Source organism: Tabrizicola flagellatus (genome assembly GCF_008271465.1).
GTDB classification, from domain to species: domain Bacteria; phylum Pseudomonadota; class Alphaproteobacteria; order Rhodobacterales; family Rhodobacteraceae; genus Tabrizicola; species Tabrizicola flagellata.
Map to the genome: position 1 here is coordinate 514000 of NZ_VMDU01000001.1, position 14874 is coordinate 528873.

Consider the following 14874-nt stretch of genomic DNA (forward strand, 5'->3'; position numbering starts at 1 on the left):
GGCCGGAGCAATCCGGCCCCGCATCTTCCTTCCTTCCCGTCATGCGAGAGCTGCATGCTCACCTTCACGCTTCGCAGGCTTCTGTTGGCCATTCCGACCCTGCTGGTCATCAGCCTGGTGATCTTCCTGCTGGTCGATCTGGCCCCGGGCTCGCCCATGGCCGAGATCCCGCTGACCGTACCGCCGGATGTGCGGCAGAAGATGATCGAGGCGCTGGGGGCCGATCAGCCGGTCTTCGTGCGCTATTTCCTGTGGCTGCGGCAGTTCTTCTGGGTCGAGCCTGCCAGCCTGATCGACGGCTGGTTCGGCACGACGCTTGCGGAAGGTGAACAGCGCATCCTGTCCTGGCAGTCGCGCAGCCCCGTCTTCACCATCATCGGCCAGCGCCTGCCCCAGACACTGACCGTGATCGGCACCGCCTATCTGGTCGGCATCCTGATTGCCGTGCCGATCGGTATCTATTCGGCCTACCGGCAGTATTCCTGGTTCGACCAGGCCGGGACCCTGTTCGCGATGATCGGCTTCTCGGTGCCCACCTTCTTTTCCGGCACACTGCTCATCATCGTCTTCGCGGTGTGGCTGGGCTGGTTCCCGACCAAGTACGACACCCAGCTGGTCGTCAATGACTGGGCGAGTTTCGTCAAGCAGATCAAGCAGATGGCCATGCCGGTCATGACCCTGGGCCTCGCCAACGCCGCCGCGATCAGCCGCTACATGCGGTCCTCGATGCTGGACAACATGGGGATGGACTATGTCCGCACAGCTCGTGCCAAGGGCATGTCCGAACGCACCGTCGTGCTGAAGCATGTCCTGCGCAACTCGCTGATCCCGGTGGTGACGGTGATCGCGCTCGGTATCCCGGCGATCTTCGGCGGGGCGATCATCACCGAAAACCTGTTCGGCGTGAACGGCATCGGTGCGGCCCTGATCGGCGCGATCCACGCCAACGACCTGCCGATGGTGCAGACGCTCGCCTTCATCTTCGCGGTCCTGATCGTGCTCTTCAACCTGATCGCCGACATCCTCTACGGCCTCCTCGATCCGCGGATCCGCTATGACTGACGCCAGCGCCACCCAGCCGAATCCGTCGAGCCAGCTGCGCGACATCTGGAACCAGTTCCGCACGCACAAGGGCGCCCTGTTCGGGCTGATCACCCTGGGAATCCTGATCCTTGCGGTGCTGATCGGCCCCTATCTCTGGGTGCCGGAAAAACTGACGGTGGCCGAGGCGATCAAGCTGAAGAACCAGGGGCCGTCCCTGCGCTTTCCGCTCGGCACCGACCAGCTGGGACGCGACATGCTGTCCCGGATGCTGCTGGCGGGTCGGGTCTCGCTGGCGGTGGGCCTGGTCGCCATGGTGATCGCCATCGTTTTCGGCACCTTCATCGGCATCCTGGCTGGCTATTTCCGCCGACTCGACGGGCCGTTGATGCGGCTGACCGACATGTTCCTGGCCTTGCCGCTGATCCCGCTCCTGCTGGTCATGGTGATGCTGTTCCGCGACCGCATCGCCGGGATGATCGGCCCCGAGCTCGGCGCCTTCACCCTCATCGTGTTTGCCATCGGTATCACGTCCTGGATGGCCACGGCGCGCATCGTGCGCGGCGAGGTACTGACGCTGAAAGAGCGCGAATATGTGCTCGCCGCCCGCTCGATCGGGGCGAAGCCGAACCGGATTATCCTGCGGCACATCCTGCCGAACGTGGTCTCGCCGGTCATGGTCGCGGCGACGCTCGGCGTGGCCGAGGCGATCATTACGGAAAGCGTGCTCAGCTTCCTCGGCCTCGGCTTCCCGCCCGACTTCCCGACCTGGGGGCGCCTGTTGTTCGATGGTCTGCAATACATGCAGGTCTATCCCGAGCGCGTGGTCTGGCCCGGACTGGCCATCTCGCTGACCGTGCTGTCGGTGAACTACATCGGCGACGGATTGCGTGACGCGCTCGACCCTCGCATCCGTGGTCGGTGATGCTGCGGCTCGTCGTCACCTTCGGTGCTCCTCGCGTAGCGCGCGACGAGCAGCCGAAGGCGCACGAGGAGCATCGGCCTAGTGCAGCGCCTTGCGGATGCGCCGAACCATGAGCCAGACCGCCAGTACCACCACGGGCACCAGCCCAGCCAAGAGCGCCCCATGGCTAATGTGCAGTGCATGCGCTGCCGGTTCCAGCAGATAGGCCGCCAGGTTCACGGCATAGTAGCTGATCGCGACCGTCGAAAGGCCCTCGACCGTGCGCTGCAGCCGCAGCTGCAGGTCAGCGCGCTTGTCCATGCTTTCCAGAAGCTTCTGGTTCTGCGCTGACCGTTCGACATCCACCCTTGTCCGCAAGAGTTCTGCCGCCCGTTCCGCCCGCTCTGCCATCGCGGCCAGGCGGTTCTCCGCGGACTTCACCGTCCGCATCGCCGGGTCATAGCGGCGCATCATGAACTCTGCGAAGGTCTGCCGCCCCTCGATACGCTGTTCGCGCAGCACTTCGATCCTCTGGTTGACGATCGCCTCGTAGGCCGCCGTTGCCCCGAAGCGGAAGGAGAACTGCACCGCAAGACTTTCCAGCTCTGCCGAAATGGTCAGAAGGTCGTGCAGTGCGGCTTCCGGCGCGGGTTCCGCGTTGTCCAGGCCGGAGACCAGCGCCGAGAGACTGGGGTCAAGCGCATTCAGCCGCGCCGACAGATCCCGCGAGCGCATCAGCCCCAGCATCGACATCGCCCGGTAGGTCTCGATCTCGCACAGGCGCTGCACGATCCGCCCCACGCGCCTCGGGCCCGTTCCGGGCGCGACGAAGACGGCAAACCGCATGTGCCCGGCCGGGTCGATCCGGAAGTCTCCGGCCACCACTGCAGCGCCGTCAACGACGCGGCTGACCGCCAGGCTCTCGGGCACGAACCACTCGTCCAACCGCCGCAGCAGTTCTGCGTCGTTGGCCGGCATCGGCTCGACCCGGATCAGAACCGATGTCAGGCGCTTTCCGGGCGCGTCGGCCAGCCAGTCTTCGGGCAGCACCTCCGCCTCGGCCGGATCAAAGGGACGCGCCGATAGGCCCCGGCTGAACGCGGTGTAGGTGACGAACTCGGTATGGCTTTCCCATTTCAGTTCCGCCCGGCCGATCGGTCCCTGGAAATGCGTGGCCCCCGGCTGGGGATGCGCCGAGCCGTTGCGATCCAGAAGCGCAATCAGATGCGCCCGGTCGCGGTCGCGATCGCGGTTCTGCGCCTGAACAGGCTCCTTGATCGCCACATAGACGGCCGTTGAGGGCACCTCCAGCGAAGGGAAAGGCCGCGCATGCAGCTCGTTGACCGTGGCATAGCGCAGCGGGTGGTCGGAAATCGGCATCATCAGTGATCCGGAACGGATTGGCTCGCCTTGCGCTTATCCAGATTTTTCGTGGAAATCCATGGTTCTATCGGCATGCTGCCGCATACCGGCAAAAGCAGAAGGTTTTGCCCGGCTTTCGGGCACAGCAGCATCGGAATATCGCGATCCGGTGCGGGGTCCGCACAGGGCCGCTGCTCCGGGATCGGAAGGCTCAGGCGACGGCCGCAAGCCGACAGGGCATGAAATCCTCGACCATGGCGGTCTCGCCGTCGAAGGTGCAGAAACTGTAGGCGGGCACCTCCTCCCAGCCAACTTCTTCGGCTTCAAGCGGCTCGGACACCACGGCCCTGCCCTTCCGGCTGTCGGACCAGCGATGGTAGAGCGATGGGGCCGCAGCGTCCGTCGCGTAGCGCACGGCATACAGCCTTTTTCCGTCCGACAGTGCCGCCGTCATCCGCAGATGCGGAGCCGCACCCTTTTCTCGGGCCAGCCGGATGAACCGCGCCGCCGCCCGTTCCAGCGCGCCCCGGGGGTCGTCATCCAGCCCCTCGGCCAGTGCCACGAGGAAAAGCGCCTCGCTGTCGGTGGCGCCCTTGCGGTGGGGATACAGTGCCTCGGGGATCATCATGTCGGCATCGCGACGGAAGCTTTCATAGCCGCCGACCTGACCATTGTGCATGAAGCTCCACCGGCCATGGGTGAACGGGTGGCAGTTGTTGCGGCTGGTGGCCGTTCCGGTGCTGGCCCGCACATGCGCAAGGAAGAGGTGCGACTGGACCTGTGCCGTCAGACTTTTCAGGTTCGGGTCCGACCACGCCGGAAGCACATCGCGGAACAGCCCCGGCTCCGGCTTGGCGCCATACCAGGCAATGCCGAACCCATCGGCGTTGATCGCCGTGTGACACTGGGTAGCGCAGTGGCTTTGGTGGATCAGCGAGTGACCAGGGCGACTAATGATCTCCTCAAGGAAGATCGGCTCGCCGGTGTAGGCCGCCCAGCGGCACATCAGAGCGCGCCCTCGCAAAACAGGATCATCAACCCGACCTCGTCCTTTTCTGCGAATCTAGCAGAAATCATCCGGACCCGAAAAGATACTGCATTGAATTTGCGGAAAACCTTACTCGATTTCCTCGACAACCATCAGATCCCGTACGCTGGCGCCCTTCGCATGGGCGAGGGCAGCCTGATAGGCGGGGGAATTGTAGCACTCTACCGCCTTTTCCAGGCTCGGAAACCGGGCGACGACGTTGCGGGCGCGGTCGTTGCCTTCCAGTTGCACATAGCGCCCGCCCCGGGCGAGAAAGACACCGCCATGGGCCGCGATGGCAGGACCGGCTTCCCGGGCATAGCGGCCATAGGCTTCGGCATCCGTGACATGAACATGGGCAATCCACAGAGCGGTGGGCATGGTCATCCTCCGATTGCGGCTTCGGCCGCCTTGATCGCAGCCTGGGCCTGACCGATGTCGGCGCCGCCCGCCTGGGCCAGATCGGGACGGCCGCCCCCGCCCTTGCCGCCAAGGGCCTCGGCCGCGGCCTTCACAAGGGTGACGGCGGAAAGTCTTCCGGTCAGGTCCTGGGTCACGCCCGCGGCGACCGCCGGCTTGGCGCCCGTGTCTGCGATAAGCAGCACGGCACCCGAGCCGATCCTGGCCTTCACCTCGTCGATCAGCGCCGGAAGATCCTTGCCGGACACGCCCGACAGCACTTGAGCAACGAACTTCACGCCGTTGATTTCCTTGGCGTCCGGGTCGGCTGCCTTACCCCCCATCGCCAGCTCGCGGCGCAGTTGTGCAACTTCGTTCGCCAGCGCCTTGCGCTCCTCGAACAGCGCACGGATCCGGTCTGCAAGCTCGGTCGGCGGGGCCTTGATGATGGCAGCGATATCATTCAGCCGCGCATCCTGCTGGCGCAGGTGGTCCAGCGCCGCCTGCCCCGTCAAGGCCTCGATCCGGCGCACGCCGGCCGAGGAGGCGCTTTCCGACAGGATCACCATCGAGCCGATGTCACCCGTGCGCTGCACATGCGTGCCTCCGCAGAGCTCCAGGCTGTAGGTCTTGCCGTCGCTGCCTTTGCCGGACCCCTCCAGGATGCCCATCGAGACCACGCGAACCTCCTCGCCGTACTTCTCCCCGAACAGGGCCTGCGCCCCGATGGCGCGGGCGTCGTCGGGAGTCATGATCCGGGTCTCGACGGGGGAATTCTGGCGGATGAAGGCGTTGACCTCGGCCTCGATGGCGGCGAGGTCCGAGGCCGGGATCGCCGCGGAATGGCTGAAGTCGAACCGAAGGCGGTCTGCGGCATTGAGCGAACCGCGCTGGGCGACATGGTCGCCCAGGGTCCGGCGCAACGCCTCGTGGAGCAGGTGGGTGGCCGAGTGGTTCGCGCGGATCGCGGCGCGGCGCGCATGCGCCACCTCCAGCTTGGCCGGCTGTCCCTTGATGATCGTGCCTTCCGTCACCGTCGCAATGTGGATGAAGATGCCGGCGGCCTTCTTGACATCGGTCACTTCTGCGGTGCCGGTCTGGGTGCGGATCAGACCGGCGTCGCCCACCTGCCCACCGCTTTCGGCATAGAATGGCGTCTGGTTGGCCACGATCTGCACGGTCTCGCCTGTTGCAGCCTGACCGATGACAATCCCGTCGCGGACCAGCGCAGTGATCACGCCCTCGGCGGTTTCGGTCTCATACCCGAGGAACTCGGTGACACCGTGCTCTTCCGCCAGGTCAAACCAGATCTTCGCATCGCCCGCAGCCCCGGTCCCGGACCAGGCAGCGCGGGCCTTGGCCCGCTGCTCGGCCATCGCCGCCTCAAAGCCATGGACATCGACCTCCCGCCCCTTCTCGCGCAGCGCGTCCTGTGTGAGGTCCAGCGGGAAGCCGTAAGTATCGTACAGCTTGAAGGCCGCCGCGCCCGGAAGCGCCGCGCCTTCGGGAAGGCCGGAAAGCTCTTCGTCCAGCAGGCGCAAGCCGCGGTCGAGGGTCTGCTTGAACTTGGTCTCTTCAGTGCGCAGCGTCTCTTCGATCAACGCTTGCGCCCGCGACAGTTCGGGATAGGCGCCGCCCATCTGCCGCACCAGCGCCGGGACCAGGCGGTGCATGACCGGATCCTGCGCACCGAGCATGTGAGCATGACGCATGGCGCGGCGCATGATGCGGCGCAGGACATAGCCACGGCCCTCGTTCGAGGGCATGACGCCGTCGGCGATCAGGAAGGACGTTGACCGCAGGTGGTCGGCGATGACCCGATGGTGGATCTTCCCTGGCCCGTCAGGGTCCTGGCTGGTGACATTCGCGCTGGCTTCGATCAGCGAGCGCATCAGGTCGGTGTCGTAGTTGTCGTGCTTGCCTTGCAGAAGCGCCCCGATCCGCTCCAGCCCCATGCCGGTGTCGATCGACTGCATCTCCAGAGGCACCAGCCGCCCGTCGGCGAACTGTTCGTTCTGCATGAAGACGTTGTTCCAGATCTCGATGAACCGGTCACCGTCCTCTTCGGCCGACCCCGGAGGCCCGCCCCAGATGTGGGGGCCATGGTCGTAGAAGATTTCCGTGCAGGGGCCGCAGGGGCCGGTGGGGCCCATGCGCCAGAAGTTGTCGTCCGAGGCGATGCGGATGATCCGGTCGTCCGAAAGACCCGAGATCTTCTTCCAGTACCCCGCCGCCTCGTCGTCTGTGTGATAGACCGTGACCAGAAGCTTGTCCTTCGGCAGGCCAAAGTCCCTGGTCAGAAGCTCCCAGGCATAGGCGATGGCCTGTTCCTTGAAATAGTCGCCGAAGCTGAAATTCCCCAGCATTTCAAAGAAGGTATGGTGCCGCGCCGTATAGCCGACGTTGTCGAGGTCGTTGTGCTTGCCCCCTGCCCGCACGCATTTCTGCGCGGTCGTCGCGCGCTTGTAGTCCCGCGTCTCGACCCCGGTGAAGAGGTTCTTGAACTGCACCATGCCCGAGTTGGTGAACATCAGCGTCGGGTCGTTCCGCGGCACCAGGGGCGAGCTTTCCACCACACGGTGATCGTTGCGGCGGAAGAAGTCGAGGAAGGTCGAGCGGATGTCGTTCAGCGAGGCCATGGGCGGCGGTCCTTCGGGCGGAAACGGAAATTCGGTCCCCCATGTAGCCCCCTGCATGGGGCCTGTCCACGGGTCACGCTTTCCGGGCGGGAAAAAAGGACGCTCAGCGCAGGACTTCGAGGGCATCGCCGTTGCGGATCACGCCGTCCCGTTCGACCGAGCAGAGGACGCCACGCAGCCGCAGCTCCGGGTGCGCACGCACCCAGTCGAAGGCCGCCTCGCCGTGCCGCACCTTCCACTTGGCACAGGCGTCGTTCCAGACCTCGGAGACTTGCAGGACCGCCGTGCCCACCGCAAGCAGGGTCCCGGTGGGAAGGTTCGCCTCGGTCATGTCCAGATCGCACACGAACGTGTCACCGGGATGGACGACGTTCTCGCGGTCACGCCAGACAAGGTCCAGCACCCGACGCGGCAGGATCGAGACCTGGATGCCCGGATGGCCGCTCCCGTCGGGCAGCTTGAGCCACGGCGTTCTGCCCCAGCGTTCGCCAGGGATGCCCTGCGCCTTCGTGACAGTGATCTCGTTAACGAAACGACGCTGGCCGAAATCGGGACGCAGGCACAAAAGCTCGACCGCGCTGCCGGTCTTGGGTGCGGACAGCACCCCCGGCAGCGCGGCCATCAGCTCGTCATGGGTGACGTGATCGCTCACTCGTCCAGCACGTCGGCGGACTCGTCGCCGGCCATGGTGAAATCGAGCCCGTTGGCAGCGCGGATCTTGTCCTCGATTTCCAGCGCGACCGAGGGGTTCTGCTTCAGGAAGGCCTTGGCGTTCTCACGCCCCTGGCCGATGCGTTCGTCCTTGAAGGAGTACCAGGCGCCCGACTTTTCCACGACCCCGGCCTTGACGCCGATGTCGATCAGTTCGCCGGTCTTCGAGATGCCCTCGCCGTACATGATGTCGAACTCGACCTGCTTGAAGGGCGGTGCAACCTTGTTCTTCACCACCTTGACCCGGGTGGTATTGCCCACGACCTCTTCCCGATCCTTGATCGCGCCGATGCGGCGGATGTCGAGGCGCACCGAGGCATAGAACTTCAGCGCGTTGCCGCCTGTGGTGGTTTCGGGGTTGCCGAACATCACGCCGATCTTCTGGCGGATCTGGTTGATGAAGATTACCATGCAGTTCGACCGGCCGATGGAGGCCGTCAGCTTGCGCATCGCCTGGGACATCAGGCGCGCCTGGCTGCCCATCTGCATGTCGCCCATGTCGCCTTCGATTTCCGACTTCGGCACCAGAGCCGCGACAGAGTCGACGACGACCAGGCTCACCGCCCCCGATCGCACCAGAGTGTCCACGATCTCCAGCGCCTGTTCGCCGGTGTCAGGCTGCGAGATCAGCAGCTCGTCGAGGTTGACGCCCAGTTTCTTGGCATACTGCGGGTCGAGCGCATGTTCCGCATCGACGAAGGCGCAGACGCCACCCTTCTTCTGTTCCTCGGCCACGACATGCAGGGTCAGCGTGGTCTTGCCCGAGGATTCCGGCCCGTAGATCTCGATGATGCGACCCTTGGGCAGGCCCCCGATTCCAAGCGCGATGTCGAGACCCAGCGAGCCGGTCGAGGTGGACTCGATTTCCATCGCCGGGCTGTCGGCACCAAGCTTCATGATCGAGCCCTTGCCGAACTGCCGTTCGATCTGTGCAAGCGCCGATTCCAGCGCCTTTGCCTTGTCCATGTCCCGCTTGCTCCCGAGGTCGAGAAGGTTGGCCACCGCCATGTCGTTCTCCTTATTTCATAGCCGCATCCTGGCGGCAATCCTTGCCCGTGTTCCCCAAGTGTTCCCATGCTTATGAGCACAAAAGCGGAACGATTCAACCCAAATCTCGCAATGGAAGTTTGCGGCGGCTTTGGTTAAGGGAGTGTTGATCGAACTGCCCGCTTCCGGGCGGTTTGCAGGAAAACTGCGGGCGGGAGTGTCTGGTATGCTGGTTTTCTGGGAGCAGAGGCTTGCCTTCCTAGCCACGCCAAAGACCGGATCAACCGCCATCGCGGCGGCACTCGAATCGCTTGCGGCCGTATCGATCCAGCGCCCCCCGGTGCTGAAGCACACCACCGTTCATCGCTTTCGCCGCTTTGTCGGACCCTTTCTCGAAGCGGCGTCGAAGGACAGTTTCACGGTGGTCGCCCTGATGCGCGAACCGACCGACTGGCTGGGATCGTGGTACCGGTTCCGCCAGCGCGACGAGGCGGATGCGGGAAAATCGACGCGGGGCATGAGCTTCGACGAATTCGTCCGCGCCTGGTGCAGCGACCCGCGACCGGATTTCGCCGATGTGGGGAGCCAGGCAAAGTTCCTGCGGCCGCGTCAGGGCGTTGGGGTGGACCGACTGTTCCGGTATGAAGAGATCGACGGGTTCGTCCGGTTCCTGGAAGACCGGCTGGATTGCGAGATCACCCTGCCACGCCTGAACGTTTCGCCAGCGGGGACGACCGAGTTGACCCCGGCAACGGCGGCGCTGCTGCGCGAGGTCGCCGCCGAGGATTTCGCCCTTTATGCCAGCCTGACCGGCTAGGCATGCGCCCGCCGGCCTGCTGCAACAGGCATGACAGGGCGGCGGAAAGCGGCTAGGGTGCGGTGCAAGGGGCCTTGAGACCCCAAGAGGCATGAGAGGGCGGAAAACATGACCGAAATCTGCATGACGCGGCGCAGGCTGGTGCTGGGGGCGGGCGCCCTTGCCGCGACGGGCGCGCTGGGGGCCTGCAACAACGGGGTCGGCTCGAACGGGGCAAACCAGATCGAGGCGCGCGTCTCGGCGACCGAGAGCTTCCTGTTCTCGCAATATCCGGGGACGCGCGACCTGGCCAGCCGGGCGGCCGGCGTCCTTTACATGCCCCTGATGACCGAAGTCGGCGCGGGCTTCGGCGGGGCCTTCGGACGCGGGGCCCTGCGGATCCAGGGCGTCACGGTGGACTACTATTCCGCCGCCAAGGGATCCTTCGGCCTTCAGATCGGGGCACAGCAGTATGCCCATGCCCTCTTCTTCATGACGCCCGAGGCGCTGGAGAAGTTCCGCCGCTCTTCCGGCTGGGCGGTCAGCGGCGACATCCGATATGCCAGCCCCGAGGAGGGCGCCTCGATCGGGAAGGAATCGACCGAGCTGAACGACGTGATCGCGCTCGTCTTCGGCCAGCAGGGCCTGATCGCCGGAGCGTCGCTGGCCGGCGTCAAGTACACCCGCATCATCCCCTGAGCCTGTCCACGGTGGACATTTCCGGATTTCTGATCCTATACAGCGACTTAGGCGCGGACGTTAAGGTTTTGTCAACCAAGGTTCCGCGCCTTGCGCGTCCTGTTGCCGGCGCGCCCGGTGCGGCTGTCGGAGGCCTCCGGCGGGAGTATTTGGGAAAAGGGCAAGACACATGGCAGTGCGAGCGGCGTCCGCGGGCGATCGGCCGGCGCGCGGCGGGCCGGGGTGCGGCACGGCGGCCCGAACCGGGGATCAGCGCAGGCGGCGGATCAGGCTGGAGGTGTCGTTGCGGCCGCCGCCCATCAGCTGCACGTCCTTGTAGAACTGGTCCACCAGCGCGGTGACGGGCAGGCGCGCGCCGATCTCGTCGGCCGTATCGAGGCAGATCGCCAGATCCTTGCGCATCCAGTCCACCGCGAAGCCGAAGTCGAACTCGCCCTTCAGCATGGTCTTGTGGCGGTTGACCATCTGCCAAGATCCCGCCGCGCCCTGCGAGATCACCTCGACCACCGCCTCGCCGTCGAGACCCGCCTTCTCGCCGAAGGCCAGCGCCTCGGACAGGCCCTGCATCAGGCCGGCGATGCAGATCTGGTTCATCATCTTGGCCAGCTGCCCCGCCCCGCTGTCGCCAAGCCTCCGGCAGATGCGGGCATAGGAGGCCATCACCGGCTCGGCGCGGGCGTAATCCTCGGGTCGGCCGCCGCACATGATGGAGAGCTGGCCGTTCTCGGCCCCCGCCTGCCCGCCCGAAACCGGGGCATCGACGAAGCCCAGGCCGAGGGTCGCGGCCTCTTCCGAAAGCCGGCGGGTGATCCGCGCCGAGACCGTGGTGTGATCGACGAAGATCGCGCCCTTCCCCATGCCCGCGAAGGCGCCGTCCGGTCCGAGGCAGACCTGCGCCAGATCGTCGTCGTTGCCGACGCAGGCCATGACGAATTCGGCGCCCTCGGCCGCCGCGCGCGGGGTGGGCGCGGACCGGCCGGGATGGCGCGCGACCCAGGCCTCGGCCCTGGCGGGCGAGCGGTTGTAGACGGTCACCTCGTGGCCCTTCGCGGCCAGGTGCCCCGCCATCGGGAAGCCCATCACCCCCAGACCCAGAAATGACACTTTCGCCATCGACGCCCCCCTGCGCATTGCCCTTCACCAGCGCTTGGACTAGGACCGATCCGCAGTCTTTCGTCAAGGACAGGCCCCGATGCTGACCGTGTTTCGCTGGCTGATCCGGATCGCCGCCGGCCTGACCGTGCTGGGCGTGGCGGCGGTACTCCTGGCCTATTACATCCTGTCGCGGTCGCTGATCGACTACGACGAGGATTTCACCCTCGCCGGCATCACGGCCCCGGTCGAGATCGTGCGCAACAACGACAGCGTTCCGCATATCTTCGGCAAGACGGACGAGGATGTCTTTTTCGCGCTTGGTTTCGCCCATGCGCAGGACCGGCTGTGGCAGATGACCATGCTGCGGCGCACGGTGCAGGGGCGGCTGTCGGAGCTGTTCGGCCCGGCCACGGTGCAGGTGGACGAGCTGATGCGCCGCTATGACCTTTATAATCTGGCGCTGCAATCGGTCGAGGCGCAGGACGAGCCGACCCGCCGGGCGCTCGAGGCCTATTCGGCCGGGGTGAATGCCTGGATCACCGAGGTGAACAAGGGGGCCCGGGGCCGGGGCGCGCCGGAATTCTTCCTGTTCGAGCCGGAAATCTCGGCCTGGGCGCCGGCGGATTCGATCGCTATCCTGAAGCTGATGGCCTTGCAGTTGTCAGGTGCGCTGCAATCCGAGGTGCTGCGGGCGCGCGTCTCGCTGCTGCTGTCGCCGCAGCGGCTGGCCGACATCCTGCCCGACGATCCCGGACAGGGGGTCGCCGCCCTGCCCGATTATGCCAGCCTGGTGCCCGGAGTGGCGCCGCTGGCGGCGCCGATGGACCTTGCCGGCGGGCCGTTCTCGCCCGTGGCGGATCCGGGGATGGCGGGCGCGTCGAACGCCTGGGCCGCGATGCCGGGGCGGTCGGCGGCGGGGGGCAGCCTTCTGGCCAACGACCCGCACCTGGGACTGACCGCGCCGACGATCTGGTACCTGGCGCGGCTGGAATTGCAGTCGGGCGGCGTGATCGGCGGGACCATCCCCGGCACGCCGGTGGTTCTGGTCGGGCGGTCGGATGCGATGGGATGGGGGCTGACCACGGCCTATGTCGATGACCAGGACGTGGTGATCGAGGAGCTGAACCCCGACAACCCCGAGGAATACCGCACGCCCGATGGCTGGACCCGGTTCGAAAGCCGCCAGTCGATCATCCGTGTCAAGGATGCCGAGCCGGTGACGCTGACCCTGCGCTGGTCACGCAACGGGCCGATCCTGCCGGGAACGCATTACGACCTGGGCTCGATCACGCCGGAGGGGCATGTCGCGGCGATCAGCTGGACGGCGCTGTCGGGGGCCGACACCTCGATCAGCGGGGCGATGGCGCTGATGAAGTCGCGATCGATCCCCGAGGCGCTGGAGGCGGGGCGCAAGGTGATCGCGCCGGCGCAGAACGTGATGCTGGCGGACGGGGACGGCATCGCGATGCAGGTGATGGGGGCGATCCCGGCCCGCGATCCGGCGCATCCGTCCAAGGGGCGGCTGCCGGCGCTGGGGTCGGACCCGGCGGTGGGGTTCAAGGGCGTCCTGCCCTACGAGGACAATCCGCGGTTCCGCGATCCGGCCTCGGGCCTTCTGGGCAACACCAACAACAAGACGGTGGACCGGCCCTTCCCGAACCACGTCAGCTTCGACTGGGGCGACACCCAGCGCATCCAGCGCTGGCTGGCGCTGATGAAGGCGCGCGAGGTGCACACGCGGGAAAGCTTCATCGAGGCGCAACTCGACACGGTGAACCCGACGGCGCGGGCGCTCTTGCCGCTGATCGGGGCGGATCTGTGGTTCACCGGCGAGGCGGCGCCGGACGGGACGCCCGAACGGCTCCGGCAGCGGGCGCTGATCCTGCTGGCGGAATGGAACGGCGAGATGAACGAGCATCTGCCCGAGCCGCTGATCGCCGAAGCCTGGCTGCGCGCCTTGCAGAAGCGGCTGATCCAGGACGAACTCGGGGCCATGGCCGACACCTTCACCCACATCTCTCCGGTCTTCATCGAGCGGGTCTACCGCAATGTTGGCGGGGCGTCGGTATGGTGCGACGTGATCCAGTCGGCGGCGGTGGAAAGCTGCACCGACATCGCGCGGATCGCGCTGGACGATGCGCTCTTGGACCTGACCGAGCGTTACGGGCCGAACCTGGAAAGCTGGCGCTGGGGGGATGCGCACCAGGCGGTGCACGAGCATCCGGTCCTGGGCGAGGTGCCGTTCCTGCGCCATTTCGTCACGATCCGGCAGTCCACAAGCGGCGGGGACGACACCCTGATGCGCGGGGTGACGCGCGGCGAGGGGCCGGAGCCCTATCAGAACGTGCATTCCGCCGGCTATCGCGGGGTCTATGACTTCGCCGACCCGGACAGTTCGGTCTTCATCACCGCGACGGGGCAGTCGGGCCACCCGCTCAGCCGGCACTACGATGATCTCGGCGAGCTGTGGCGGCGGGGAGAATACATTCCGATGTCTCTCGACCCCGAGCTCGCCCGGGCGGCGGCGGTGGGGGTCATGGTGCTGACCCCGGAGCCGCAGTGACCGGGGTCCCGACGCTGCGCACGGCGCGGCTGGTGCTGCGGCAGGCACGGTGGGACGATCTGGACTCGGTGCATCGCGTGATGTCGGACCCGCGGGCGATGCGCTACTGGTCCCGGCCCGAACACGCGACGGTGGAGGAGACTCGCCAGTGGCTGGGGTTCCTGGTCGATCAGGCCGAGGACAGCCGGGACTGGCTGGTCGAGCGGAATGGCGAAGTGATCGGCAAGGCCGGGGCCTGGAAGGTGCCGGAGGTGGGGTTCATCCTGCATCCGGATCACTGGGGCGAAGGGCTTGCGCATGAGGCGATGGCAGCGGTCATCGCCCATCTGGAGGCGGAATGGCCCGACCTGCCCGCCCTGACGGCCGAAGCCGATCCGCGCAACGTGGCCTGCCTGCGGCTCTTGGCGAAGCTCGGGTTTCAAGAGACGCACCGGGTGGAGCGGACATTGCTCTGGAAGGACGAATGGTGCGACAGCGTTCATCTGGTGCGGCCGCGTCAGGCGTGAGCGGTTCGCGCGGGTCGGGGCGGCTTTCTATTCGAGCGGCATGCGGCGCATGCCTTGCGTACCACCCCTTCCCGTGACGGGCGCAGAGGCGCTCGGACACAGACGGGTCTGCTCGAACCAGTGGCGCAAGCCCGCTCCCGCCTCC

13 protein-coding genes are annotated in these 14874 nt (G+C 66.2%); 6 read left to right on the forward strand and 7 right to left on the reverse strand.

The genetic code is table 11. The annotated features are described in order from the left end of the window. Positions 1–54: 54 nt before the first annotated feature. Together FL625_RS02475 and FL625_RS02480 are read left to right on the forward strand one after the other, a co-directional pair. Positions 55–1062, forward strand: coding sequence for an ABC transporter permease (locus FL625_RS02475; RefSeq protein ID WP_149587033.1), 1008 nt, complete (start codon positions 55–57; stop codon positions 1060–1062). Next, positions 1055–1966: an ABC transporter permease gene (locus FL625_RS02480; RefSeq protein WP_149587034.1), complete on the forward strand. Its 912-nt coding sequence runs from the start codon at positions 1055–1057 to the stop codon at positions 1964–1966. The genes FL625_RS02475 and FL625_RS02480 overlap by 8 nt, the downstream gene beginning before the upstream one ends. A 78-nt stretch (positions 1967–2044) precedes the next feature. On the opposite strand, the gene FL625_RS02485 is transcribed toward FL625_RS02480, so the two are convergent. The 6 genes from FL625_RS02485 to recA form a co-directional block, all read right to left on the reverse strand. Then, positions 2045–3328 (reverse strand): DUF3422 family protein, encoded by a 1284-nt coding sequence (locus tag FL625_RS02485; RefSeq protein ID WP_149587035.1) that lies wholly within the window; start codon positions 3326–3328, stop codon positions 2045–2047. Positions 3329–3518: 190 nt separating this feature from the next. Beyond that, on the reverse strand, positions 3519–4313 hold the full coding sequence (locus tag FL625_RS02490) for a class II glutamine amidotransferase (RefSeq protein WP_149587036.1): 795 nt from the start codon (positions 4311–4313) through the stop codon (positions 3519–3521). Positions 4314–4424: 111 nt separating this feature from the next. Then, entirely contained in the window at positions 4425–4715 is a 291-nt protein-coding gene (locus tag FL625_RS02495; protein ID WP_149587037.1) for a DUF1330 domain-containing protein, read from the reverse strand. A 2-nt stretch (positions 4716–4717) separates the two neighbouring features. Further along, positions 4718–7372, reverse strand: a complete 2655-nt coding sequence (gene alaS / locus FL625_RS02500; protein ID WP_149587038.1) for an alanine--tRNA ligase — start codon at positions 7370–7372, stop codon at positions 4718–4720. 103 nt (positions 7373–7475) lie between these two features. Next, positions 7476–7994 carry an MOSC domain-containing protein gene (locus tag FL625_RS02505; RefSeq protein ID WP_149587164.1) on the reverse strand — a complete coding sequence of 173 codons (519 nt, stop codon included), beginning with the start codon at positions 7992–7994 and terminating at the stop codon, positions 7476–7478. A gap of 26 nt (positions 7995–8020) precedes the next feature. Further along, positions 8021–9091 (reverse strand): recombinase RecA, encoded by a 1071-nt coding sequence (gene recA, locus FL625_RS02510; RefSeq protein ID WP_149587039.1) that lies wholly within the window; start codon positions 9089–9091, stop codon positions 8021–8023. A gap of 205 nt (positions 9092–9296) precedes the next feature. Between recA and FL625_RS02515 the strand changes: the two genes are divergently transcribed. Together FL625_RS02515 and FL625_RS02520 are read left to right on the forward strand one after the other, a co-directional pair. Beyond that, positions 9297–9887 carry a sulfotransferase family 2 domain-containing protein gene (locus tag FL625_RS02515; RefSeq protein ID WP_149587040.1) on the forward strand — a complete coding sequence of 197 codons (591 nt, stop codon included), beginning with the start codon at positions 9297–9299 and terminating at the stop codon, positions 9885–9887. Positions 9888–9995: 108 nt separating this feature from the next. Beyond that, positions 9996–10565 carry a lipid-binding SYLF domain-containing protein gene (locus FL625_RS02520; RefSeq protein WP_149587041.1) on the forward strand — a complete coding sequence of 190 codons (570 nt, stop codon included), beginning with the start codon at positions 9996–9998 and terminating at the stop codon, positions 10563–10565. A gap of 249 nt (positions 10566–10814) precedes the next feature. Here FL625_RS02520 and FL625_RS02525 read toward each other — a convergent pair whose 3' ends face one another. Further along, positions 10815–11678 carry an NAD(P)-dependent oxidoreductase gene (locus FL625_RS02525; protein WP_149587042.1) on the reverse strand — a complete coding sequence of 288 codons (864 nt, stop codon included), beginning with the start codon at positions 11676–11678 and terminating at the stop codon, positions 10815–10817. 79 nt (positions 11679–11757) lie between these two features. Between FL625_RS02525 and FL625_RS02530 the strand changes: the two genes are divergently transcribed. Beyond that, positions 11758–14223, forward strand: coding sequence for a penicillin acylase family protein (locus FL625_RS02530; RefSeq protein WP_149587043.1), 2466 nt, complete (start codon positions 11758–11760; stop codon positions 14221–14223). Further along, on the forward strand, positions 14220–14729 hold the full coding sequence (locus FL625_RS02535) for a GNAT family N-acetyltransferase (protein WP_149587044.1): 510 nt from the start codon (positions 14220–14222) through the stop codon (positions 14727–14729). Before FL625_RS02530 ends, FL625_RS02535 begins: the two co-directional genes overlap by 4 nt. Positions 14730–14874: the final 145 nt, after the last annotated feature.